At 65.5% G+C, this 21,768-nt stretch carries 19 protein-coding genes; 12 read left to right on the top strand and 7 right to left on the bottom strand.

Annotated features, from left to right (window positions below; genetic code table 11):
- The first annotated feature begins 152 nt into the window (after positions 1-152).
- From proB to KUF59_RS02055, 10 genes are all read left to right on the top strand, one after another.
- The gene (gene proB, locus KUF59_RS02100) at positions 153-1,274 is read left to right on the top strand and encodes a glutamate 5-kinase (RefSeq protein WP_258768109.1); all 1,122 of its coding nucleotides are present in this window, start codon (positions 153-155) and stop codon (positions 1,272-1,274) included.
- Between the two features lie 215 nt (positions 1,275-1,489).
- Entirely contained in the window at positions 1,490-2,785 is a 1,296-nt protein-coding gene (locus KUF59_RS02095) for a glutamate-5-semialdehyde dehydrogenase (RefSeq protein WP_258768108.1), read from the top strand.
- 13 nt (positions 2,786-2,798) lie between these two features.
- Positions 2,799-3,443 carry a nicotinate-nucleotide adenylyltransferase gene (locus tag KUF59_RS02090; RefSeq protein WP_212456155.1) on the top strand — a complete coding sequence of 215 codons (645 nt, stop codon included), beginning with the start codon at positions 2,799-2,801 and terminating at the stop codon, positions 3,441-3,443.
- A gap of 193 nt (positions 3,444-3,636) precedes the next feature.
- Entirely contained in the window at positions 3,637-3,993 is a 357-nt protein-coding gene (gene rsfS, locus KUF59_RS02085) for a ribosome silencing factor (RefSeq protein WP_212456156.1), read from the top strand.
- 94 nt (positions 3,994-4,087) lie between these two features.
- A complete protein-coding gene (rlmH, locus tag KUF59_RS02080; protein ID WP_258768107.1) occupies positions 4,088-4,570 on the top strand; it encodes a 23S rRNA (pseudouridine(1915)-N(3))-methyltransferase RlmH in 483 nt (160 codons plus the stop codon).
- Positions 4,571-4,603: 33 nt separating this feature from the next.
- The gene (locus KUF59_RS02075; protein WP_258768106.1) at positions 4,604-5,926 is read left to right on the top strand and encodes a murein hydrolase activator EnvC family protein; all 1,323 of its coding nucleotides are present in this window, start codon (positions 4,604-4,606) and stop codon (positions 5,924-5,926) included.
- Complete coding sequence (locus KUF59_RS02070) at positions 5,923-7,278, top strand: S41 family peptidase (RefSeq protein ID WP_212456159.1); 1,356 nt, start codon at positions 5,923-5,925, stop codon at positions 7,276-7,278. The genes KUF59_RS02075 and KUF59_RS02070 overlap by 4 nt, the downstream gene beginning before the upstream one ends.
- A 160-nt stretch (positions 7,279-7,438) precedes the next feature.
- Positions 7,439-8,662 (top strand): divergent polysaccharide deacetylase family protein, encoded by a 1,224-nt coding sequence (locus KUF59_RS02065; protein WP_258768105.1) that lies wholly within the window; start codon positions 7,439-7,441, stop codon positions 8,660-8,662.
- A 76-nt stretch (positions 8,663-8,738) separates the two neighbouring features.
- The gene (locus KUF59_RS02060; RefSeq protein WP_212456161.1) at positions 8,739-9,245 is read left to right on the top strand and encodes an RNA pyrophosphohydrolase; all 507 of its coding nucleotides are present in this window, start codon (positions 8,739-8,741) and stop codon (positions 9,243-9,245) included.
- 114 nt (positions 9,246-9,359) lie between these two features.
- On the top strand, positions 9,360-9,860 hold the full coding sequence (locus KUF59_RS02055) for an RNA pyrophosphohydrolase (RefSeq protein WP_258768104.1): 501 nt from the start codon (positions 9,360-9,362) through the stop codon (positions 9,858-9,860).
- Between the two features lie 122 nt (positions 9,861-9,982).
- Here KUF59_RS02055 and KUF59_RS02050 read toward each other — a convergent pair whose 3' ends face one another.
- The 6 genes from KUF59_RS02050 to KUF59_RS02025 form a co-directional block, all read right to left on the bottom strand.
- Positions 9,983-11,677 (bottom strand): adenylate/guanylate cyclase domain-containing protein, encoded by a 1,695-nt coding sequence (locus tag KUF59_RS02050; RefSeq protein WP_258768103.1) that lies wholly within the window; start codon positions 11,675-11,677, stop codon positions 9,983-9,985.
- Between the two features lie 142 nt (positions 11,678-11,819).
- Entirely contained in the window at positions 11,820-12,227 is a 408-nt protein-coding gene (locus tag KUF59_RS02045; RefSeq protein ID WP_212456164.1) for a F0F1 ATP synthase subunit epsilon, read from the bottom strand.
- A gap of 141 nt (positions 12,228-12,368) precedes the next feature.
- The gene (gene atpD / locus KUF59_RS02040) at positions 12,369-13,811 is read right to left on the bottom strand and encodes a F0F1 ATP synthase subunit beta (RefSeq protein WP_212456165.1); all 1,443 of its coding nucleotides are present in this window, start codon (positions 13,809-13,811) and stop codon (positions 12,369-12,371) included.
- Positions 13,812-13,859: 48 nt separating this feature from the next.
- Positions 13,860-14,735 (bottom strand): F0F1 ATP synthase subunit gamma, encoded by an 876-nt coding sequence (locus KUF59_RS02035; protein WP_212456166.1) that lies wholly within the window; start codon positions 14,733-14,735, stop codon positions 13,860-13,862.
- Positions 14,736-14,883: 148 nt separating this feature from the next.
- Positions 14,884-16,413 (bottom strand): F0F1 ATP synthase subunit alpha, encoded by a 1,530-nt coding sequence (atpA, locus tag KUF59_RS02030; RefSeq protein ID WP_212456167.1) that lies wholly within the window; start codon positions 16,411-16,413, stop codon positions 14,884-14,886.
- On the bottom strand, positions 16,413-16,973 hold the full coding sequence (locus tag KUF59_RS02025; RefSeq protein ID WP_212456168.1) for a F0F1 ATP synthase subunit delta: 561 nt from the start codon (positions 16,971-16,973) through the stop codon (positions 16,413-16,415). The genes atpA and KUF59_RS02025 overlap by 1 nt, the downstream gene beginning before the upstream one ends.
- Positions 16,974-17,619: 646 nt before the next feature.
- Between KUF59_RS02025 and KUF59_RS02020 the strand changes: the two genes are divergently transcribed.
- Positions 17,620-18,114 (top strand): septal ring lytic transglycosylase RlpA family protein, encoded by a 495-nt coding sequence (locus KUF59_RS02020; protein WP_212456169.1) that lies wholly within the window; start codon positions 17,620-17,622, stop codon positions 18,112-18,114.
- Between the two features lie 231 nt (positions 18,115-18,345).
- Here the strand turns inward: KUF59_RS02020 and KUF59_RS02015 are convergent, their stop codons facing one another.
- Positions 18,346-20,553 carry a primosomal protein N' gene (locus KUF59_RS02015; RefSeq protein ID WP_212456170.1) on the bottom strand — a complete coding sequence of 736 codons (2,208 nt, stop codon included), beginning with the start codon at positions 20,551-20,553 and terminating at the stop codon, positions 18,346-18,348.
- Between the two features lie 125 nt (positions 20,554-20,678).
- On the opposite strand from KUF59_RS02015, the gene KUF59_RS02010 reads away from it, so the two are divergent.
- Entirely contained in the window at positions 20,679-21,647 is a 969-nt protein-coding gene (locus tag KUF59_RS02010) for a tyrosine recombinase XerC (RefSeq protein ID WP_212456171.1), read from the top strand.
- Positions 21,648-21,768: the final 121 nt, after the last annotated feature.

Here is a 21,768-nt window from a genome sequence, read left to right as displayed (position 1 = left end):
GGCCACCGACAAGAGCGCCGTTCGGCCTATTTGCTGGCTCCTTTTACCGGCCCTGCCGCCTTGCGCCGGCCACCGTCCTGCTGCAAAAGCACGCATCGGCGCCGCGTTGTCGCTCCGCCGCTCCCAATTCAGAGCAATTCGTCCCAAGCGCCATGGCCAGCCCCGAACTCAGTCAATTCCGCCGTATCGTCGTCAAGGTCGGCTCGGCCCTGCTGGTCGATTCCGACGCCGGCGAGGTGCGCGCGTCCTGGCTCGCCGCGCTTGCCGCCGACCTCGCAAAGCTGCATCGCGAGGGACGTGACGTCCTGATCGTGTCGTCAGGCTCGATCGCGCTCGGCCGCAGCAAGCTCAAGCTGCCGCGTGGCCCGCTGAAACTGGAAGAGAGCCAGGCCGCAGCCGCCGTCGGGCAGATCGCGCTGGCGCGGATCTGGTCGGAGGTGCTCGGCGATCACGGCATCGGCGCGGGCCAGATTCTGGTGACGCTGCAGGACACCGAGGAGCGCCGCCGCTATCTCAATGCGCGCTCCACCATCGGCAAGCTTCTGGAGTGGCGCGCGATCCCCGTGATCAACGAGAACGATACGGTCGCCACCAACGAGATCCGCTACGGCGACAATGACCGTCTCGCCGCGCGCGTCGCCACCATGGCGAGCGCCGATCTGCTCGTGCTGCTGTCCGACATCGACGGCCTCTACGACTCGCCGCCCAAAAACAATCCGAACGCAAAACTGATCCCGGTCGTCGACAGCATTTCCTCTGACATCGAGGCGGTGGCTGGCGACGCCGAGTCCGAACTGTCGCGCGGCGGCATGCGCACCAAGGTCGAGGCGGCAAAAATCGCCACGACAGGCGGCACGCATATGCTGATCGCGTCCGGCAAGATCGAGCATCCCTTGCAGGCGATCGCCGATGGCGGCCGCTGCACCTGGTTTTTGACGCCCGCCAATCCCGTGACCTCGCGAAAACGCTGGATCGCGGGCTCGCTGGAGCCGAAGGGCACGCTGACCATCGATGCCGGCGCAGTCAGGGCATTGCGGGCGGGCGCGAGCTTGCTGCCGGCGGGTGTGATCAAGGTCGAGGGCGAGTTCGCCCGCGGAGACGCCGTGATCGTGCGCGGCCCCGACACCCGCGAGATCGGCCGCGGCCTGATCGCCTATGACGCCGACGATGCCGAACGGATCAAGGGCCGCTCCTCGCCTGATGTGATGGCCATTCTGGGCATCAGCGGAAGGTCCGAGATGATCCACCGGGATGATCTGGTGGTGGGCGGGTAGCGCAAGGCTCAGTCATTCCGGGATGGTCCGCAGGACCAGGCCCGGAATCTCGAGATTCCGGGTTCGATGCTTCGCATCGCCCAGGAATGACGCCGAGGGCTAGGCCATTGGCCCAGCCATTGCCCGCTCGCTGAAGCTCAGCCATACCCGTCCCGCCCTTCGCAAATGCGGGATTTCCGTGCTAGGACACCGCCTTAGCAGAAGGTTCAACCGCTATGGCCGCCCCCCTCAAAGCCCTCGACGGCACCGCCGATCTTCAGGTGCTCATGTCCGACCTCGCCTCGCGTGCCCGCGCTGCGGCGCGCGTGCTGGCGCTGGCACCGGCCGAGCAGAAGAACCGGGCGCTGGAGGCGATGGAGCGGGCCATTCGCGCCAATGCGGCGGCCATTCTCGCGGCCAATGCCGAGGATGTCGCCGAAGCCCGCGCGAGCGGCGACGCGACCTCCGCCTTCATCGATCGCCTGGCGCTGACGCCGGCGCGCGTCGAAGGCATGGCCGAGGGCATCGCGATCGTCCGCGGCATTGCCGATCCGATCGGCACCGTGACCGAGAGCTGGCAGCGGCCGAACGGCATGACCATCGAGCGCGTCCGCGTGCCGCTCGGCGTCGTCGGCGTGATCTTCGAGAGCCGGCCGAACGTCGCGGCGGATGCCGGTGTGCTCTGCCTGAAGGCCGGCAACGCCGTGATCCTGCGCGGCGGCTCCGACAGCTTCCGCTCCTGCCGCGCGATCCATGATTGCCTGACGCAGGGCCTGCGCGAAGCGGCCCTGCCCGAAGCTGCGATCACGCTGGTGCCGACGCGCGACCGCGCGGCGGTCGGCATGATGCTGTCCGGATTGAACGGCGCAATCGACGTGATCGTGCCGCGCGGCGGCAAAAGCCTCGTCGCACGCGTCGAAGCCGAGGCACGCGTACCTGTCTTCGCGCATCTCGAAGGCGTCAACCACGTCTATGTCGACGCGAGCGCCGATCTCGACATGGCGAAGTCGATCGTGCTCAACGCAAAAATGCGTCGCACCGGCGTCTGCGGCGCCGCCGAGACGCTGCTGGTCGATCGCGCAGCTAGCGCGACCAAGCTGAAGCCGCTGGTCGCAATGCTGATCGATGCCGGCTGCGAAGTGCGCGGCGACGAGACCGTGCAGCACGCCGATGCGCGCGTGAAGGCCGCGTCCGAAGATGATTGGGACACCGAGTACCTCGACGCGATCATCGCCGCGAAAGTGGTCGACGGCGTCAATGGCGCGATCGCGCACATCCAGAATCACGGCTCGCACCACACCGATGCGATCGTGAGCCAGGATGAAGCCGCCGCGCAAAAATTCCTCAGCGAGGTCGATTCCGCGATCGTGCTGCACAACGCATCGACGCAGTTCGCCGATGGTGGCGAGTTCGGTTTTGGCGCCGAGATCGGCATTGCCACCGGAAAATTCCATGCGCGCGGCCCTGTCGGGGCCGAGCAGTTGACGAGCTTCAAGTACCGCGTCCACGGCACCGGACAGACGCGGCCGTGACGCAGGGCGCGCATTGAGCAACCATTTCGTCGTGCCGCCCTTCGTGGCGCAAGCGCTGCCGCCCTCGACCGAGGGCATGCGCATCGGGCTGCTCGGCGGCTCCTTCAATCCGCCGCATCGCGCGCATCGCGCGATCAGTCAGTTCGCGCTCACGCGCCTCAAGCTCGATCGCGTGTGGTGGCTGGTGACGCCAGGCAATCCGCTGAAGGAGAACGGCGCGCTGCAGGCGCTCGGCGAACGCATGAAGGCCGCGCGCGACGTCGCCGACGATCCGCGCATCGCGGTGAGCTGTCTCGAATCCGTCATCCGCACGCGCTACACTATCGACACGGTCAACTTCTTGCGTCGCCGCGCAAGCGGCTTGCGCTTTGTCTGGATCATGGGCGCCGACAACCTCGCGCAATTCCATCGCTGGCAGGACTGGCAGCGCATCGCGGCTCAGATGCCGATTGCGGTCGTCGATCGTCCTCCACAGAGTTTTCGCGCCCTCGCCTCGCCGGCGGCCCGCGCGCTGGCGCGCTACCGCCTGCCCGAGAATGAGGCGGGGCTGCTTGCGGATCGCCGGGCGCCCGCCTGGGTCTTCCTCACCGGGCTGAAGCTCAGCCTGTCCTCGACCACCCTGCGGAACCCGGACGGAAGCTGGAAGGCACCCAAGTAAGGTCGGTCGCCGTGGGGAGGAGGAGCACTGGCGTATTGAAACCCTTAACCCCACATGATGTAGTGTAACGGCGAACCCCGGATTCGGAGTTCGCGATACAGGAAAGGAATGGTCCCTGGCCCCGTCTGTATTGTCCAAGTCTGTTTTACCCAAGGTCAAAACCGCGCGTAAAACATCGACCCAAGCTGCGGCCTTGAAGGCGCAACCCGACGCCGACAAGACGCTGAATCTGATCCTCTCCCGCCTCGACGATATGAAGGCGGAAGAAACGATCACCATCGACCTTCGCGGCAAATCGGCGTACTCCGACTACATGATCGTCACCACGGGCCGGGTGAACCGGCACGTCGGCGCGATCGCGGAAAACGTCACGAAGGGCCTCAAGGAAAACGGCATCAAGAACATCCATGTCGAGGGCTTGCCCAATTGCGACTGGGTGCTGATCGATTCCGGCGATGTGATCGTGCACGTGTTCAGACCCGAGGTCCGCGAGTTCTACAACCTCGAGAGGTTGTACACGCAGGGCCCCGGCGCGGCGAAGGCGATCTAGAGGCTGTAGCCGATTTCGAATCGGCTGACGCGCATGCTAGCGTCGTGCGCGCGCACAATGCGCGCGGTCTTGAAAACGCGACCCTGAAAACATCATGCGTGTTGCCGTCATTGCAGTTGGCCGGCTGAAGCAGGGGCCGGAACGGGAGCTTGCCGACCGGTATTTCGAGCGGTTCGACGAGATCGGCCGCAAGCTCGGCTTCCGCGAACTCAGCGTCCACGAAATTCCCGAAAGCCGCGCGCGCGACACGGCGACGCGCATGGCGGAAGAGGCCGCAGCGATCGGCGCGCATATTCCTGACAAATCGGTAATCGTGGCGCTGGACGAGCGCGGCCAGAATATCGATTCGACCGTATTCGCACGGAATCTCGGGCGCTGGCGCGACGAGGGGACCGCACATACTATATTCGTCATTGGCGGCGCGGACGGACTTTCGCCCGAATTGCGGCGTAAGGCCAAGCTCGCAATGGCGTTCGGCTCGGCGACCTGGCCGCATCAAATGGTCCGCGTCATGCTTCTGGAACAGCTTTATCGGGCCGCAACCATTTTGGCCGGCCACCCCTATCACCGCGCGTGATGCGCGCCACAACGAGCACCTTTGCGTAAAGCGATGCGAGCGCCGACTCTCAACCTGTTGCTGATCGCAAGCCTCGCCGGCGCAAACATCTTGTGCGCAAGCCTCGCGCAAGCTCAGACCGCAACCCCTGCGCCGCAGACCGCCGAAATCTCGCCGGAGGCGATCAAGCAGCGCGAGCAGGAACTCGAGGCGGCGCGCGCCAAGCAGAAGAGCGCGGAAGAGGCGCAGGCCAAGCTGAAATCCGAGATCGCAACGCTCGGCCAGGACCGCACCCAGCTCAATCAGCAATTGATCGATACCGCCGCCAATGTGCGGACCGTCGAGACCAAGATCAGCGACGCCGAGGCGCGCCTGACCGCACTCAACGGCCGCGAGCAGGAAATGCGCACTTCGCTCAATTCGCGCCGCGCCGACATCGTCGAGGTGCTGGCCGCGCTCCAGCGCGCCGGCCGGCGCACGCCGCCCGCGCTGCTGGTGCGGCCCGAGGACGCACTGCAATCGCTCCGCACGGCGATGCTGCTCGGCGCCGTGGTGCCGGAATTGCGCGGCCGGGCCGAGCGGCTCGCCGGCGAGCTCGGCGAGCTTGTGACGCTGCGCAAGCACATCGCCGCCGAACGCGATCAGCTCGGCGCCGACCGCGACAAGGTTCGCAACGACCAGACCCGGCTCGCAGCCCTCGTCGACGAGCGGCAGCGGCAGCAATCGGCGCGGGAAAAGGATCTGGACGCCGAGAGCTCGCGCGCCATCGCGCTGTCCCGGCAGGTCGGCGACCTCCAGGGCCTGATCGCCAAGATGGAGCAGGACCTCAAGAGCGCCGCCAAGGCCGCGGAGGCTGCGAACCGGGCGGCGGCAACCGCCGGTGGCAAGCCGACCGCGGCCGCGTTCAAGGACCGTTCCCGGACCAGCCCGGCGATCGCTTTCGCCTCGGCCAAGGGCCTGCTGCCCCTGCCCGTCAATGGCAGCAAAATCAGGGATTTTGGCGGTTCCGACGGCTCGGGCGGCGCACAAAAGGGCATTTCCTTGGCCACGCGGCCCGGCTCCCAGGTCACAACGCCGTGTGACGGCTGGGTGGTCTATTCAGGCCCCTTCCGCAGCTATGGACAACTCTTGATCCTCAATGCCGGGGGCGGGTATCATGTCCTGATCGCCGGGATGGAGCGCATTTCGGTAAACATCGGACAGTTTGTGCTCACGGGGGAGCCGGTCGCGGTGATGGGGTCGACATCGCAAGTCGCCTCCATTCTCGCCACCAACGCGAGTCAACCTGTGCTCTATGTCGAGTTCCGCAAAGACGGCACTCCAATCGATCCAGGCCCATGGTGGGCCGCAAATGAAGGCGAGAAGGTTCGCGGATGATGCGCAAGACTTCAGTTATCCTCCTCAGCGCGGCCACCGGCGCAGCGCTGACGCTGTTCGTGACCCAGCCGCGCGCGGTGTTCATGGGCTCGAGCGCACGGGCCGCGACCGCGGACACCTACCGCCAGCTCAATCTGTTCGGCGACGTCTTCGAGCGCGTGCGCTCCGACTATGTCGAGAAGCCCGACGACACCAAGCTGATCGAGTCGGCCATCAGCGGCATGCTCACCGGCCTCGATCCGCATTCCAGCTACATGGACGCCAAGAGCTTCCGTGACATGCAGGTGCAGACCCGTGGCGAGTTCGGCGGCCTCGGCATCGAGGTCACCATGGAGGACGGCCTGATCAAGGTGGTCTCGCCGATCGACGACACGCCCGCCTCGCGCGCCGGCATCATGGCCAACGACATCATCACCAATCTCGACGACGAAGCGGTGCAGGGCCTCACCCTGAACCAGGCAGTCGAGAAGATGCGCGGCCCCGTCAACACCAAGATCCGGCTCAAGATCATCCGCAAGGGCCAGGACAATCCGCTCGACGTCACGCTGGTGCGCGACAACATCCGCGTCCGCTCGGTGCGTGCGCGCGTCGAACAGGACGACATCGCCTATATCCGCATCACCACCTTCAACGAGCAGACCACCGAAGGCCTGAAGCGCGAGGTCACCAACCTCTCGAATCAGATCGGCGACAAGCTGAAGGGCTACATCATCGACCTGCGCAACAATCCGGGCGGTCTGTTGGAGGAAGCGGTCACCGTCTCCGACTCGTTCCTCGAGCGCGGCGAGATCGTCTCGACCCGCGGCCGCAACGCCGAGGAGACGCAGCGCCGCTCCGCGCATGCGGGTGACCTGACCAAGGGCAAGCCGGTCATCGTGCTCGTCAACGGCGGCTCGGCCTCAGCCTCGGAGATCGTCGCCGGCGCGCTGCAGGACCACAAGCGCGCGACCATCGTCGGCACGCGCTCGTTCGGCAAGGGCTCGGTGCAGACCATCATCCCGCTCGGCAGCGGCAACGGCGCGCTGCGGCTCACCACCGCGCGCTATTACACGCCGTCGGGCAAGTCGATCCAGGCCAAGGGCATCGTGCCCGACATCGAAGTGCTGCAGGACGTGCCGGACGAGTTGAAGGCGCGCACCGACACCAAGGGCGAGGCTTCGCTGCGCGGCCACCTGAAGAACGACGGCGACGAGAAGACCGGCTCGCAGTCCTACGTCCCGCCGGACGCCAAGGACGACAAGGCGCTCAAGCTCGGTGCCGACCTGCTTCATGGCATCAAGAACAGCGCGTCGGCCGCGCCCACGCCCGGCGGCGACAAGGCCGCAGCCGACAAGCCGAAGGCGGCCAACTAGAGCGTCGCAACCGGCGGCATCCGACTTATCGCAAAGGGCGGCTCCTGGAGCCGCCCTTTTTGCTTGGACTTCCCACTGCTTCGCGGGACCCGGCCTTTCCCGGCCTGCCGTCGCTTGACCGCGCCGTGTTATCGTCGGCACGAGTGATTCGGGATCGCGCATGACAGAAACGGCCGATGATCTGAGCACCCCGCTCGGACAGGACAAGCCGCGCCGAAAACGGCGGCTGCGGCTGCCGTTCACGGCAATGCAGGCCCTGGCGGTGCTGCTCGGCCTGGTCCTGGTCGCCTTTGCCGGCTTTGCCATCTTCAACAAGGACCCCCTCGGCGGCGAGCCGATCAGCCGGGTCGCGATTCGCGAATCCAAGCCGGCTGCCGAAGAGAAGGCTGCGCCCGCGGCCACCGGCCACGAGACCAAGGCTGCGTCGAAACAGGCCGTGCATGGTGATCAAAAGACTGGCGAACAGAAGACGGTCACCATCATCGACGGCTCCAGCGGCAGCCGCCATGACGTGGTGATCGGCGCCGGCGGCGAGACCGGCGACAAGGCCGGCGACCCCGCCACTGCTGCGCCCGCCGTCATGACCGGGGTCGACCAGCGGCTCCTGGAAAAGGGGCGCTACGGCATGATTCCGGTGGCAGCGGCCGACATGAAGCCGTTCAGCGTCTATGCCGCCGACGCCGATCGCACCAAGGCAGCCAAGATGCCCGTGGTCGCGATCATGATCGGTGGCCTCGGCGTCGGCGCGGCCAAGACAACCGATGCGATCATGAAGCTACCCGGCGCGATCACGCTGGCATTCACGCCCTATGGCGCCGATCCCGCAAAGCTTGCCGAACGCGCGCGCGCGCAGCGCCACGAGGTCTTCCTGCAGCTCCCGATGGAGCCCTACGACTTCCCGGACAACGATCCGGGTCCGCAGACCCTGCTCACCTCGCTCACCGCGGACCAGAACCTGGATCGGCTCTACTGGCACCTGAGCCGGATGCAGGGCTATGCCGGGATCGCCAACTTCATGGGCGCGCGATTCATCGCCACGGAAGCTGCGATGCAGCCCATCATCCGCGAGGCCAACAAGCGCGGCCTCGGCCTGTTCGACGACGGCTCCTCGCCGCGCAGTGTCGCCGGCCAGATCGCCTCGAGCCAGGCCATGCCGTTCGGCAAGGGCGACATCGCGATCGACGCAGTCCCGACCGCCAATGAGGTCGACCGCGCCCTCACCAAGCTGGAATCGATCGCGCGCGAGCGCGGCGTCGCCATCGGTACGGCATCGGCACTTCCGGTCTCGATCGACCGGATAAGTACCTGGATCAAGGGGCTGGAGGGCCGCGGCATCCTATTGGTGCCATTGACAACGGCGATGCTGAAATCAAAATCCAGCTAAATCAACGGATTGGTGCGGCACGGGTCCTATCGGGCCGAAAAAGACCGGCCAGGACACACGCGAGAGGTTTGGCGGAATGGCGCGTTACGAGGATCTGCCCTACCGGACCTGCGTCGGCGTGATGTTGATCAATAGGGATGGCCTGGTGTTCATCGGCCGCCGCGCCGGCGGCATCGAGCATGTCGACGACACTCATGTCTGGCAGATGCCGCAGGGCGGCGTCGATCCCGGCGAGGACACCTGGGAAGCCGCCAAGCGCGAGCTCTATGAGGAGACCAGCGTGCGCTCGCTCGAACGGCTCGGCGAGGTGCCGGACTGGCTCACCTACGACATCCCGCGCACGGTCGCGGGCCGTGCCTGGAAGGGCCGCTACCGCGGCCAACGCCAAAAATGGTACGCGGTGCGCTTCACCGGCAAGGACAGCGAGATCAACGTCGCCAATCCCGGCGGCGGCGGCCACAAGGCCGAGTTCGTCACCTGGCGCTGGGAGCCGATGAAAAATCTTCCCGGCCTCATCATTCCCTTCAAGCGTCCGGTCTATGAGCGCGTGGTGCAGGAGTTTGCCACGCTCTCGGATGATTGACCCGATTACGACAGCCACACTCCTTCCAACAACACCCGTCTGTGGCTATGGATTCCGGGCTCGCGCGGAGCCTTTGGCGCGCCCCCGCAATGTGGAATGACGAGAAGCAAGTCAGTGACCGATCAAAAGCCCTACCGTCCCAATGTCGGGATCGCGCTGTTCAACGCCGACGGCCGCGTCCTGATCGGCCACCGTTTCAAGGGTGACGGCCCCGAGATCATCCTGCCGGGACTGGACTGGCAGATGCCGCAGGGCGGCGTCGACGAGGGCGAGAACCTGCACGACGCGGCGATGCGCGAGCTGTGGGAGGAGACCAGCGTCAGAAACGCCGACTATCTCGGCGAGACCGACTGGCTCACTTACGAGTTTCCGCCCTATGACGGACCGCAGACGCACCGACTGGCGAAGTTTCGCGGCCAGCGGCAAAAATGGTTCGCGCTGCGTTTCACGGGCAACGAGGACGAGATCGATCCGCTGACGCCGCGCAACGACCAGCCGGCGGAGTTCGACGCCTGGCGCTGGGAGCGCCTCGACCGGGTCGCCGATCTCGTGGTGCCGTTCCGCCGCGACGTCTACCGCGCGGTCGCGCAGCACTTTGCGCGCTTCGGAACCTAAACGTCGAAACAACCCCATGCACAGTAGGCGGCGACTGCCGGCACGATACGCGGTGGCTTCTGCGAAGCTGCTGACGCGTCGAGCGAAACGAGCGGAAGGGCGCAATCGCCGCCACTCGGGCCCTAATTGATCGGTCCCACCGTGAACGGGCCGATGGCGATGACGTGGCAGTCGCTGTCGCGCTTGGCGCATTCGGCGAGCGCGCCGTTGACGGCGGTCTGCTCGTCGGCGGCCTTGAGGCCGAGGCCTGGGCGGCCGGACGTGCCGACGGCCACCGCGTTCCAGCCCATGGCCTCGCCAAGCCGGCGCACGACGTCGTCGCGGGCCTCGGCCACGATCGAGGCATTGCTCGCGGCATGGAAGAAGCCGGTGACCCTGAACAGCGTGGGGATCGGCACCACATAACTCTCGTCGACCGCGACGATCATGCAGGCGACGCCCGCGATGGCGCCGCAGGATTCCAGCGCGCGGCGTGACGATTCCTCAGGCGAGGGCGTGCCCAGCACCATGAAATATTGTGCGCCTGGGCCGAGCGCGACCGCGCGCGACTTTTGCGCGGGCACGAACATGTTTTCCAGGCGCGCTTTTTGGGGATCGCGCACCATCGGGAAATCCTTGGAGGCGAAGGGCCGCTCGGTCATGGGATCATGCCGGAAATAGGGAGGCGGCGGCATCGGAGGCTTGCCGTGGGCGTAGACGATGGTGTTGCCGACCGCATAGAGCTCGCAGCGGCGCGGCGATTGCGCGGCGTCGGCACGCTTCTGGCACTGCTCGACCGCGCCAGTGCGCGCGGCCTCCTCGTTCGGCTGATTCAACACGGAGCCGGTGAAGCCGCCGACATTGAGCGCAAAAGCCTTGTAGTCGCCGGCGGCGGAATAGTCGCCAGCCAGGTAGCTGCGGACACGCTCGTTGATGAAGGGCACGCTGTCAGCGGGGAACTTGCCGGCCATCGGCATCGCGGAGGGTGACGGTGCGGGCGTCGGCGCCATCGCAGCACTGGCATTCGGCGGTGCCATCGGCGCCATCGGCGCCTTTGCCATCTGGGTCGGCATCGGGCTCGGTGTGGCGGATGCCGCTGCAGTCGGCGTCGCGGTTGGGACGGCGCTTGGCACAGCACTTGGTGTCGCCGCCGGCGTCGCGGCAGCAGTCGCCGTCTGCTTCAGCTTGGTGTTGTAGAGGAAGCCGGTGACGCCGATGGCGACGACCGAGACGACCGCCACGACCAGCGGCCACATCCACACCGGCGCGGCTGCGACCTTGGAGGCCGGCTTCTTCACCTGCGGTGAAGTGTAGCTGCCGTCCTCGCGGCGCATCGCCACCATATAGGCGTGCACGGGCGTCGGAATGTTTTTCACCTCCTGCGCGCCGATATCGGCGAACTGGACCGAGAGCTTGTTGGCGACCTGCTCATGCACGGCACGCGAGACGCAGATGCCGCCGACTTCGGCGAGGCCTTCCAGGCGCGCGGCTATGTTGACGCCGTCGCCCAAGAGATCGCCGTCGCGCTCGACCACGTCCCCGATGGTGATGCCGATGCGGAACGACATCTGCCGGCTCGGCGGATAGGCCATGTTGCGGGTTCGCAAGGACTCCTGGATGTCGATCGCGCAGCGCACCGCGTCCACCGCGCTCGGGAATTCCGCGAGCACGGCATCTCCAGCCGTGTTGAAGATGCGCCCGCCGGCCTTTGCGATGAAATCGTCGACGACGGAGCGATAGGAGGCGAGACGCCGCAGCGTCTCCTCCTCGTCTTCCGCGACCAGCCTGGAGTAACCGGCAATATCGGCTGCGAAAATCGCTGCGATCTTGCGTTTCATCTGCACAAGCCCCGAACCATCGAGTTCCGCGGCAGAATGCCGCTAACGCAACCGGGGTGCAACAAGCTTTCGGCGCCCGCCACCATCGTGACGAGCGCCGATTTGAACCGTTATTCGTAAGGAATCGGCTGTAGCAGCCCGATCAGTGCATCGCTGTCGAAGACAGCTGCTGCTGGATCTTCTTGTAGTTGTCGAGCCGCGTGATCGCGAGATCGAGCTCGTGGCCTTCCTTCTCGGCCAGCTTGGTTTCCATCTCGGCAATGGTGTCGGCGAATTGCGCGTGATCGAGCTCATCGAGAGACGTGGCAACGTCGGCCAGGACAGTCAGTCGATCGTCAGAGACCTCGGCGAGACCGCCAAGCACGATCACCTTCTGCTTCTGACCGCCCGCAATGATGGTCAAAATGCCGGGCCGCATCGCAGCCACAACGGGCGCGTGGCCCGCGAGCACGCCGAAATCACCTTCGTAGCCGGGAATGTCGACCTGATCGACCTCGCCGGAGAAGGCGAGCTTTTCAGGAGAGACGAGATCGAAGTGGAAGGTGGCCATGATGTGTCCGTTATTTTCCGCTTGTCACCCGCGGGCTTGACCCGCGGGTCCATCAGCTAAGCTCCATCTCGATGGATCGCCGGGGCATTTGCTTGAAGACGCGCTTCGCGCTTTTGCCCGGCGATGACGAGACGTGAAAGCTTAGGCAGCTTCCGCCGCCAGCTTCTTGCCCTTCTCGACGGCTTCTTCGATGGTGCCGACCATGTAGAAGGCGGCTTCCGGCAGGTGGTCATACTTGCCCTCGCAGAGGCCGCGGAAGCCCTTGATGGTGTCCGCGAGCTCGACGAACTTGCCGGGCGAGCCGGTGAAGATTTCGGCGACGTGGAACGGCTGCGACAGGAAGCGCTCGATCTTGCGGGCGCGGGCCACCGTCAGCTTGTCCTCTTCCGAAAGCTCGTCCATGCCGAGAATGGCGATGATGTCCTGCAGCGACTTGTAGCGCTGCAGCACCTGCTGGACCATGCGCGCGGTCGAGTAGTGCTCCTCACCGACGACGAGCGGCGAGAGCATGCGCGAGGTCGAGTCGAGCGGGTCCACCGCCGGATAGATGCCCTTTTCAGAGATGGCGCGCGACAGCACGGTGGTGGCGTCCAAGTGGGCGAACGAGGTCGCGGGCGCCGGGTCGGTCAAGTCGTCGGCCGGAACGTAGATGGCCTGCACCGAGGTGATCGAGCCCTTCTGGGTGGTGGTGATGCGCTCCTGCAGCGCGCCCATGTCGGTCGCGAGCGTCGGCTGATAACCCACCGCCGAAGGAATACGACCCAGGAGCGCCGACACTTCCGAGCCGGCCTGGGTGAAGCGGAAGATGTTGTCGACGAAGAACAGCACGTCCTGGCCCTGGTCGCGGAAGTGCTCGGCGACCGTCAGACCGGTGAGGCCGACGCGGGCGCGGGCGCCCGGCGGCTCGTTCATCTGGCCGAACACCAGCGCGCACTTCGACTTCACGCTCGGATCCGGATTGTGCGGATCGGCGTTGACCTTGGACTCGATGAACTCGTGATAGAGGTCGTTGCCCTCGCGGGTCCGCTCGCCGACGCCTGCGAACACGGAGTAACCGCCGTGCGCCTTCGCGACGTTGTTGATCAGCTCCTGAATCAGCACGGTCTTGCCGACGCCGGCGCCGCCGAACAGGCCGATCTTGCCGCCCTTGGCATAGGGTGCGAGCAGGTCGACGACCTTGATGCCGGTGACGAGAATTTCGGCTTCCGTGGACTGGTCGGTGTAGGTCGGCGCGTCCTGGTGGATCGCGCGCTTGCCCTCGGACTTGATCGGACCGGCTTCGTCGATCGGCTCGCCGATGACGTTCATGATGCGGCCGAGGGTGCCGTCACCCACGGGAACCGCGATCGGCTGGCCGGTGTCGGTCACTTCCTGGCCGCGCACCAGACCTTCGGTCACGTCCATCGCGATCGTGCGCACGGTGGATTCGCCAAGATGCTGGGCAACTTCCAGCACGAGGCGGATGTTGCCGTTCTTGGTTTCCAGCGAATTGAGAATGGCCGGCAGGTGGCCTTCGAACTGCACGTCGACGACGGCGCCCATGACCTGGGTGACGCGACCGACCGGGTTAGCTGCTGTAGCCATCAATAGCTCTCCTTCGAAATTCTGTACGTGAACGACCGTCGTTCGTCCTCAGACCGCCTCGGCGCCGGAGATGATCTCGATCAGCTCCTTGGTGATCTGGGCTTGACGGGTTCGGTTGTAGATCTGGGTTTGCTTGCGGATCATTTCGCCGGCGTTGCGGGTGGCGTTGTCCATCGAGCTCATCTGCGCACCATAGAACGAGGCGTTGTTTTCCAGCAGCGCGCGGAAGATCTGCACCGCGATGTTGCGCGGCAGCAGGCGGGAGAGGAGTTCGTCCTCCTCCGGCTCATATTCGTAGGACGTCGACGGCGCGTTCGCCGCCTTTTCTTCCACGGCCAGCGGAATGATCTGCTGCGCGGTGGGGACCTGGGCGATCACCGACTTGAACTGCGCGTAGAACAGCGTGCAGACGTCGAACTCGCCGGCATCGAACCGGGCCAGCACCTTCTTGGCGATGTCCTCGGCATTGACGAAGCCGAGCTGGCGAACGCTGCGCAGGTCGAGATGCTCGACGATCTGCTTGTCGTAGAGGCGGCGGAGCTGCTCGTAACCTTTGCGGCCGACGCAGAAGAATTTCACTTCCTTGCCCTCCGCGATCAACGCCTGCGCGCGCTCGCGCGCGAGGCGCACGATCGAGGAGTTGAAGGCGCCGGACAGACCGCGCTCGCCGGTGCAGACGAGAAGGAGGTGAACCTGATCCTTGCCGGTGCCGCCAAGCAGTTTCGGTGCACCGGGCGAGCCTGCTGCCGCGGTGGCGATGTTGGCGATGACAGCCGCCATCTTGTCGGCATAGGGCCGCGCCGCTTCGGCCGCCTGCTGGGCACGGCGCAACCGCGACGCTGCCACCATCTGCATAGCCTTGGTGATCTTCTGCGTCGCCTTGGTGGAGGCGATGCGGACCCGCATGTCTTTAAGTGACGCCATTCTTCGTTCACCCCGACGGTTCGATCCTTAGGATCAAGCCGCTAGCTATCCCTGTCGTCATGCCCGGGCCTGTCCCGGGCATCCACGCCTTACATTCCACGTCAAAGACGTGGATGGCCGGGACGAGCCCGGCCATGACGCCGTAGTCTTAAGCGAAGCTCTTCGCAAAACCTTCGACCACTGACTTCAGCTTCGCAGCACTGTCGTCGGAGAGGTCGCGGCTGTCGCGGATCGCGTTGAGGATGTCGGTGTTCTTGCCGCGCAGCAGCGACAACAGACCGTCTTCGAACGCACGCACCTTGTTGAGCGGAAGCGGATCGAGATAGCCGTTGGTGCCGGCCCAGATCACGCAGACCTGCTCTTCCATCTTCAGCGGCGCGAACTGCGGCTGCTTCAACAGTTCGGTCAGGCGCGAGCCGCGGTTGAGCAGGCGCTGGGTCGAGGCGTCGAGGTCGGAGCCGAACTGCGCGAACGCCGCCATTTCGCGGTACTGCGCGAGCTCGCCCTTGATCTTGCCGGCGACCTTCTTGGTGGCCTTGGTCTGCGCGGACGAACCGACGCGCGACACCGACAGACCGACGTTCACGGCGGGACGGATGCCCTGGAAGAACAGGTCGGTTTCCAGGAAGATCTGGCCGTCGGTGATCGAGATGACGTTGGTCGGAATGTAGGCCGACACGTCGTTGGCCTGGGTTTCGATGACCGGCAGAGCGGTCAGCGAGCCGGAGCCCTGGTCCTTGTTCAGCTTCGCCGCGCGCTCGAGCAGGCGGGAGTGCAGATAGAACACGTCGCCGGGATAGGCTTCGCGGCCCGGCGGGCGGCGCAGCAAGAGCGACATCTGGCGGTAGGCGACGGCCTGTTTGGACAGATCGTCATAGATGATGACGGCGTGCATGCCGTTGTCGCGGAAGTACTCGCCCATGGTGCAGCCGGTGAACGGCGCGATGTACTGCATCGGCGCCGGATCCGACGCGGTGGCGGCGACGATGATGGAGTATTCCAGCGCGCCCTGCTCTTCGAGCACCTTCACGAACTGGGCGACGGTGGAGCGCTTCTGGCCGATCGCGACGTAGACGCAATACAGCTTGATGTTCTCGTCGGGCTGCGCGTTGAGCGGCTTCTGGTTCAAAATGGTGTCGAGCGCGATCGCGGTCTTGCCGGTCTGACGGTCGCCGATGATCAGCTCGCGCTGGCCGCGGCCGATCGGGATCAGGGCGTCGATCGCCTTGAGGCCGGTCGCCATCGGCTCGCTCACCGACTTGCGCGGAATGATGCCGGGCGCCTTGACGTCGACGCGCATACGCTTGTCGGCCTGGATCGGGCCCTTGCCGTCGATGGGATTGCCGAGCGCGTCGACGACGCGGCCGAGCAGACCCTTGCCGACCGGCGCGTCCACGATGGCGCGGGTGCGCTTGACGGTCTGGCCTTCCTTAATTTCACGGTCGGCACCGAAAATGACGACGCCGACGTTGTCGGTCTCGAGGTTCAGCGCCATGCCGCGGGTGCCGTTCTCGAACTCGACCATTTCGCCCGCCTGGACGTTGTCGAGGCCGTAGACGCGAGCAATACCGTCACCGACGGACAGCACCTGTCCGACTTCGGAGACTTCAGCTTCCTGGCCGAAATTCTTGATCTGGTCCTTGAGGATCGCGGAAATTTCCGCGGCGCGGATGTCCATCAGCCTGCCTCTTTCATCGCGTGCTTGATCGAATTGAGTTTGGTGCGAAGCGAACTATCGATCATGCGGCTGCCAAGCTTCACGACGAGGCCACCGATGATCGAGGGATCGACTTTCACGTTGAGCGCGACGTCCTTGCCGGTCACCGACTTCAGGGCAACCTTGAGGGCATCGAGATTCTTTTCCGAGAGCGGTTCCGCCACGGTGACGTCGGCCGAGGCCTCGCCCTTGAACTTGGCGACCAGCGCGCCGTAGGCGCGGATAACGTCGGCCACTGCAAACAGGCGGCGGTTGGCCGTCAGCACTTTCAGGAAATTGGCGGAGATGCCTGATATGCCGGCCTTGTCCAGCACGGCGCCGAGCGCCTTGGACTGCGTATCGGCCGCGAACACCGGGCTGCGGACAAGGCGCTTCAGGTCGGCGCTCTCGTTAAGCATGGCGCCGAACCTGTCGAGGTCGGCTTTGACCGCATCGACCAAATTCTGGTCGCGGGCCAGTTCAAACAAGGCCGTCGCATAACGACCGGACACACCGGAAACGGACGTATCTTCTGCAGCCACAGACGCGCTCTTTTAGCTGTCAAATTCGCAAGGGAAAAACCGTCGCCACGGAAGCGGCGCCAAGCGATCCAAGCCCTTGGAATTCAAGCGGGACTTCGATTTTCGACCGGCACAGGACGCGCCGGGCTCGTTAAAATCGGCGCTTTGCTAGCATGGCAGGCGCGCAGGTGCAACATGACGCCAAATTAAAGGCTGCGTCCTCGGTCCGCATGTTGATGACGTCGGCGACCGCTCCCGATGTCGGCGCCGCCACATTTTGGTTCAACCGCGCGAGCGGTCCGCGGCCGGCTAAGTCCCATTGGTTCCTGCCGCCAGCGCATAGCGGCCATGAACACGGCTCGCAGAGCCGTGACGGCGCGGCGTTTTGTTTCACTTGGCTGATTACTTACCGAATTCTGAATAAGCGGAGAAATAACTTATCTTTACAGTATTCGTAAGTATTGAGCTGGTTAATGATTCGTTAAAGCGAAAGATTACGGAACATTCGCTGATAATCTGAATCACGCCGCAAGATATTTCGTTACGCACCATACCGGGTTTACTGCCCAATTCATGCCGCATTGCGAACGGAAACGGCCTAGCGCTCGCAAACTTACGGGGGCTCCACTGGCCACATATGTGGCAATACTGGTACAGGGACTGTTAAATGCTGTCATTGAAACCGCTGGGACGCGTAACCCGGCCCCGCACGGCGCTCGCGGTTGTCGCCGCAACTCTTCTGGTCGGTGGAACTGCCACCGAAGCTTCGGCCAAGTCGAGGCACCACCGGCATCACCATCACCACGCCAGCAAAGTCCAGGGCCAAGGTTCCGACTGGCAGAACGCCAATGCGTCGATGACACCGACCTCGGGCTCCGGACATTCCTTCTCCGGCATGGCTTCCTATTACGGCAACGAGTCCGGTTCCCGGACCGCCTCCGGGGCGCGCTTCAACCAGAACGCCATGACCGCGGCGCACCGCTCGCTGCCCTTCGGCACCAAGCTGCGCGTGACCCATCGTGGCCAAAGCGTCGTCGTCACCATCAATGACCGTGGCCCGTTCATTCGCGGCCGTGTCCTCGACCTCTCCACCGGCGCAGCCCGCGCCATCGGCCTGACTGGCGCCGGCGTCGGCCGCGTCACCGCCGAGGTCGTCTCCTAACGCGTCGTCCGACGCGCCTCACACACACGCGAGCGCAACATACGTGCGTGAAACAAGCCCGCCGTCTTGGGGGACGGCGGGCTTTTTCGTCGCCCTCCGTCATTCCGGGACGCGCCACTTGGCGCGGGCCCGGAAACCATCGGGCTACAGAGTCTGTGGTGAAATGGATTCCGGGCCCGCGCCTCACGGCGCGCCCCGGAATGACGACGGAGGTTGTGGCCGCGGTAGCTCTTACAAAAAGCTCTGCGGATCGACGTCGACCTCGAGCTTGAGATTGCCCTTGGTCTTCGGACCCAGTGCGAGCCAGTTCCGCAAATAGTCGGAGAGATCGAAGCCGCGCGCCGATTTCACCAGGACGCGGAAGCGGTAGCGGCCCTTGATCACGGCGAGCGGCGCTTCCGCGGGGCCCAGCACCACCACGCGCTCGTCGCGCGGCGCCAAGGTGACGAGCCGGCGCGCAAAACCTTCTGCGCTCGGACGATCCCCTGCCGAAATGATCAGGCTCGCGAGCCGCCCGAATGGCGGATAGAGCGTGCGTTCGCGCAGGTCGATTTCGCTGGCATAGAACGCCTCGCGGTCGCAGGCGATCAGCGCCTTCATCACGGGATGCTCGGGCTGATGCGTCTGCAGATACCCGACGCCGCGGCCCTGCTCGCGGCCGGCACGGCCGATCACCTGGTTGAGCAATTGCCAGGTGCGCTCGGCGGCGCGCGGATCCCCGTTGGACAGGCCGAGATCCGCATCGACCACGCCGACGAGGTTGAGCCGCGGGAAATTGTGGCCCTTTGCGACGAGCTGCGTGCCGATGATGATGTCGACGCGACCCTCCGCGATCTCGCTGAGCTCGGAGCGCATGGTCTCGATCGAGGTGATGAGATCGCTCGACAGCACCATGGTGCGCGCCTCGGGAAACAGCGCCGCCGCCTCTTCCTGCAGGCGCTCGACACCGGGGCCGACCGCGACCAGCGATTCCTCGGCCGCGCAATGCGGACAGGCCGGCGGGCGCGGCATCGAGAAGCCGCAATGGTGACAGACCAGGCGCTGACGAAAGCGATGATCGACCAGCCAGGCATCGCAGATGGTGCAGGCGAAGCGATGGCCGCAGGCGCGGCACAGCGTCAGCGGCGCGTAGCCGCGGCGGTTGAGGAACAACAGCGACTGTTCCCGCCGTTCGATCGCGGCTTTCATCTCGCCGGCGAGTCGCGGCGAGATGAAGCGGCCGCGCGCTGGTTGCTCGCGGCGCAGGTCGATCGCCTCGATATGCGGCATGTGCTGGCCGCCGAAGCGCGACGGCAGCGCGATGCGCTGGTAGCGGCCTTTTCGCGCGTTCACCTCTGACTCGACCGAGGGCGTCGCAGACGCCAGCACGATCGGGATTTTTGCGATATGCGCGCGCACCACCGCCATGTCGCGAGCGTGGTAGTGCACGCCGTCGTCCTGCTTGTAGGCCTGGTCGTGCTCCTCATCGACGACGATGAGGCCGAGATCGGCATAGGGCAGAAACAGCGCCGAGCGCGCACCGACCACGACCGATGCGCTGCCCTCCGATATCGCCGCCCAGTTGCGCGCGCGGGTGCGCGGCGTGAGCTCGGAATGCCATTCCAGCGGCCGCACGCCAAAGCGCTGCGCAAAACGGTCGAGAAACTGGCCGGTGAGCGCGATCTCCGGCATCAGGATCAGCGACTGCTTGCCACGCCGGATGGTTTCGGCGACCGCCTCGAAATAGACCTCGGTCTTGCCGGAGCCGGTGACGCCGTCGAGCAGCGCGACGTGGAAGGTGCCGTTGGCCGCGAGCGCGCGCATCGCATCCACTGCGCCGCGCTGGACCGGCGTGAAATCCGGCTGGCCGTAGGCGGGATCGGGTGCCGGCGGCGGAGGCGGCGGTGGCAGCGGCTCGATGGTGAGCGTGCCTTCGTCGACCAGGCCGTCGATGACGCCCGCGGAGACGCCGGCCTCCTTGGCCGCTTCCGACTTGCCGTGCAGCAGCCGGTCCGACAGCACCTCGATCACGCGGCGCCGGGCCGGCGTCAGCCGCCGCGGCGGATCGCCGACCAGCCGCACGCCGGCGCGCAGCCGCTCGGGGCCGAGATTTTCGCCCATGCGCAGGCACATGCGCAGCACCATGCCGCGCGGGCCGAGCGTATAGTTGGCGACCCAGTCGACCAGCGAGCGCAGCTCGCCCTTGAGCGGTTGCACCTCGAGCTTTTCGCTGACGTCCTTCAGCCGGTTGTGCAGGCGCGGATCGGGATTGGCGTTTTCCGCCCACACCACCGCCAGCACCTCGCGGGGCCCGAGCGGCACGCCGACGAGGTCGCCGGCCTTCAGCTCCATGCCGCGCGGCACGCGATAGGAATAGGTCTGGTCGAGCGCGACCGGCACCAGCACGTCGACCATGCGGGTCGAAGCGGCCGGAGGAGCGGTGCGCGAGGCGTGATCCATGTGTGAGAATCGGAACCCTGAGAGGCCTAAGGCTAGCGCCGCAAAGCGGCCTTAGCGAACGATAAACGAGTGTGATGCGATATACTCTTGCGACGTATCCTTGGGAATCACCGCGTCCAGACCTCATGAGCAAAGCGACCACCGCGCAGGCAATCGAGCTTCCCTCCGCCGACCACACGGTCGCGCTGGAGATGGCGCGCTGGCTGTCGCATCTCGGCGCCGAACGGCGACTGTCGCCGAAGACGCTGGAAGCCTATGCCCGCGATCTCAGACAGTGCCTCGATTTCCTCTGTGCGCATTGGGGCGAGCGCGTGACGCTTAAGCGTTTTGCGGCGCTGGAGGCAACCGATATCAGGGCCTTCATGGCGATGCGCCGCGCCGACGACATTGCCGGCCGCTCGCTGATGCGGGCGCTTGCGGGCCTGCGCTCATTCGGCCGCTTCCTCGAACGCGAAGGCAAGGGCAAGGTCGGAGCGCTCTCCGCCATTCGCGCGCCAAAAGTCGCAAAAAGCCTGCCAAAGCCGCTGCCGATGGCCTCGGCAAAACGCCTGGCCGATGCCGACGAGCGCGCGGGCGAGGAGCGCGAGACCTGGATCTTGGTGCGCGACGCCGCGGTGATGGCGCTCTTGTACGGGTCGGGCCTGCGCATCTCCGAAGCGCTCGGCTTGAAGCGCCGCGACGTGCCGCGCCCCGGCGAAGGCGACGTGCTCATCGTCACCGGCAAAGGCAACAAGACCCGCATGGTGCCGGTGCTGCAGAACGTGCTGGCGCTGGTGCAGGACTATGCCGGCATGTGCCCCTATCCGCTGCCGCCGGAGGGCCCGGTCTTCGTCGGCGCGCGCGGCGGCCCCTTGAGCCCGCGCATCATCCAGCTCGCGATGGAGCGCCTGCGTGGCGCGCTCGGCCTGCCCGACTCTGCCACGCCGCATGCGCTGCGCCATTCCTTCGCCACGCATCTCTTGTCGCGCGGCGGGGACTTACGCGCGATCCAGGAATTGCTCGGCCATTCCTCGCTCTCAACCACGCAGGTCTATACCGGCATCGATTCCGAGCGGCTTCTGGAAGTCTACGCCTCGGCGCATCCGCGGCGGTGAATGTTTGTTCATCTCCCGGCTCTGCGAAACGAGCCACGACGCGAGAGAGCACCCGGACATAACAGTGTCACAGTCGCCATCCCTCTTGCGCGGACGCCGCGGTTCGGTCAATCGTGGGCGA

This window comes from Bradyrhizobium arachidis (assembly GCF_024758505.1).
In the GTDB taxonomy this organism is placed as follows: Bacteria; Pseudomonadota; Alphaproteobacteria; order Rhizobiales; family Xanthobacteraceae; genus Bradyrhizobium; species Bradyrhizobium manausense_C.
The sequence above is the reverse complement of the archived record's forward strand: the minus strand, read 5'-3'. Positions and strand labels throughout refer to the sequence as shown.

Coding starts and splice junctions, on each gene's coding strand:
- KUF59_RS02045 (WP_212456164.1), bottom strand. CDS start 12,227: ATGGCCACCTTCCACTTCGATCTCGTCTCTCCTGAAAAGCTCGCCTTC.
- KUF59_RS02050 (WP_258768103.1), bottom strand. CDS start 11,677: ATGAAACGCAAGATCGCAGCGATTTTCGCAGCCGATATTGCCGGTTAC.
- KUF59_RS02075 (WP_258768106.1), top strand. CDS start 4,604: ATGCGAGCGCCGACTCTCAACCTGTTGCTGATCGCAAGCCTCGCCGGC.
- KUF59_RS02060 (WP_212456161.1), top strand. CDS start 8,739: ATGGCGCGTTACGAGGATCTGCCCTACCGGACCTGCGTCGGCGTGATG.
- KUF59_RS02035 (WP_212456166.1), bottom strand. CDS start 14,735: ATGGCGTCACTTAAAGACATGCGGGTCCGCATCGCCTCCACCAAGGCG.
- KUF59_RS02065 (WP_258768105.1), top strand. CDS start 7,439: ATGACAGAAACGGCCGATGATCTGAGCACCCCGCTCGGACAGGACAAG.
- KUF59_RS02095 (WP_258768108.1), top strand. CDS start 1,490: ATGGCCGCCCCCCTCAAAGCCCTCGACGGCACCGCCGATCTTCAGGTG.
- KUF59_RS02010 (WP_212456171.1), top strand. CDS start 20,679: ATGAGCAAAGCGACCACCGCGCAGGCAATCGAGCTTCCCTCCGCCGAC.
- proB (WP_258768109.1), top strand. CDS start 153: ATGGCCAGCCCCGAACTCAGTCAATTCCGCCGTATCGTCGTCAAGGTC.
- KUF59_RS02070 (WP_212456159.1), top strand. CDS start 5,923: ATGATGCGCAAGACTTCAGTTATCCTCCTCAGCGCGGCCACCGGCGCA.
- rlmH (WP_258768107.1), top strand. CDS start 4,088: ATGCGTGTTGCCGTCATTGCAGTTGGCCGGCTGAAGCAGGGGCCGGAA.
- atpA (WP_212456167.1), bottom strand. CDS start 16,413: ATGGACATCCGCGCCGCGGAAATTTCCGCGATCCTCAAGGACCAGATC.
- KUF59_RS02015 (WP_212456170.1), bottom strand. CDS start 20,553: ATGGATCACGCCTCGCGCACCGCTCCTCCGGCCGCTTCGACCCGCATG.
- atpD (WP_212456165.1), bottom strand. CDS start 13,811: ATGGCTACAGCAGCTAACCCGGTCGGTCGCGTCACCCAGGTCATGGGC.
- KUF59_RS02020 (WP_212456169.1), top strand. CDS start 17,620: ATGCTGTCATTGAAACCGCTGGGACGCGTAACCCGGCCCCGCACGGCG.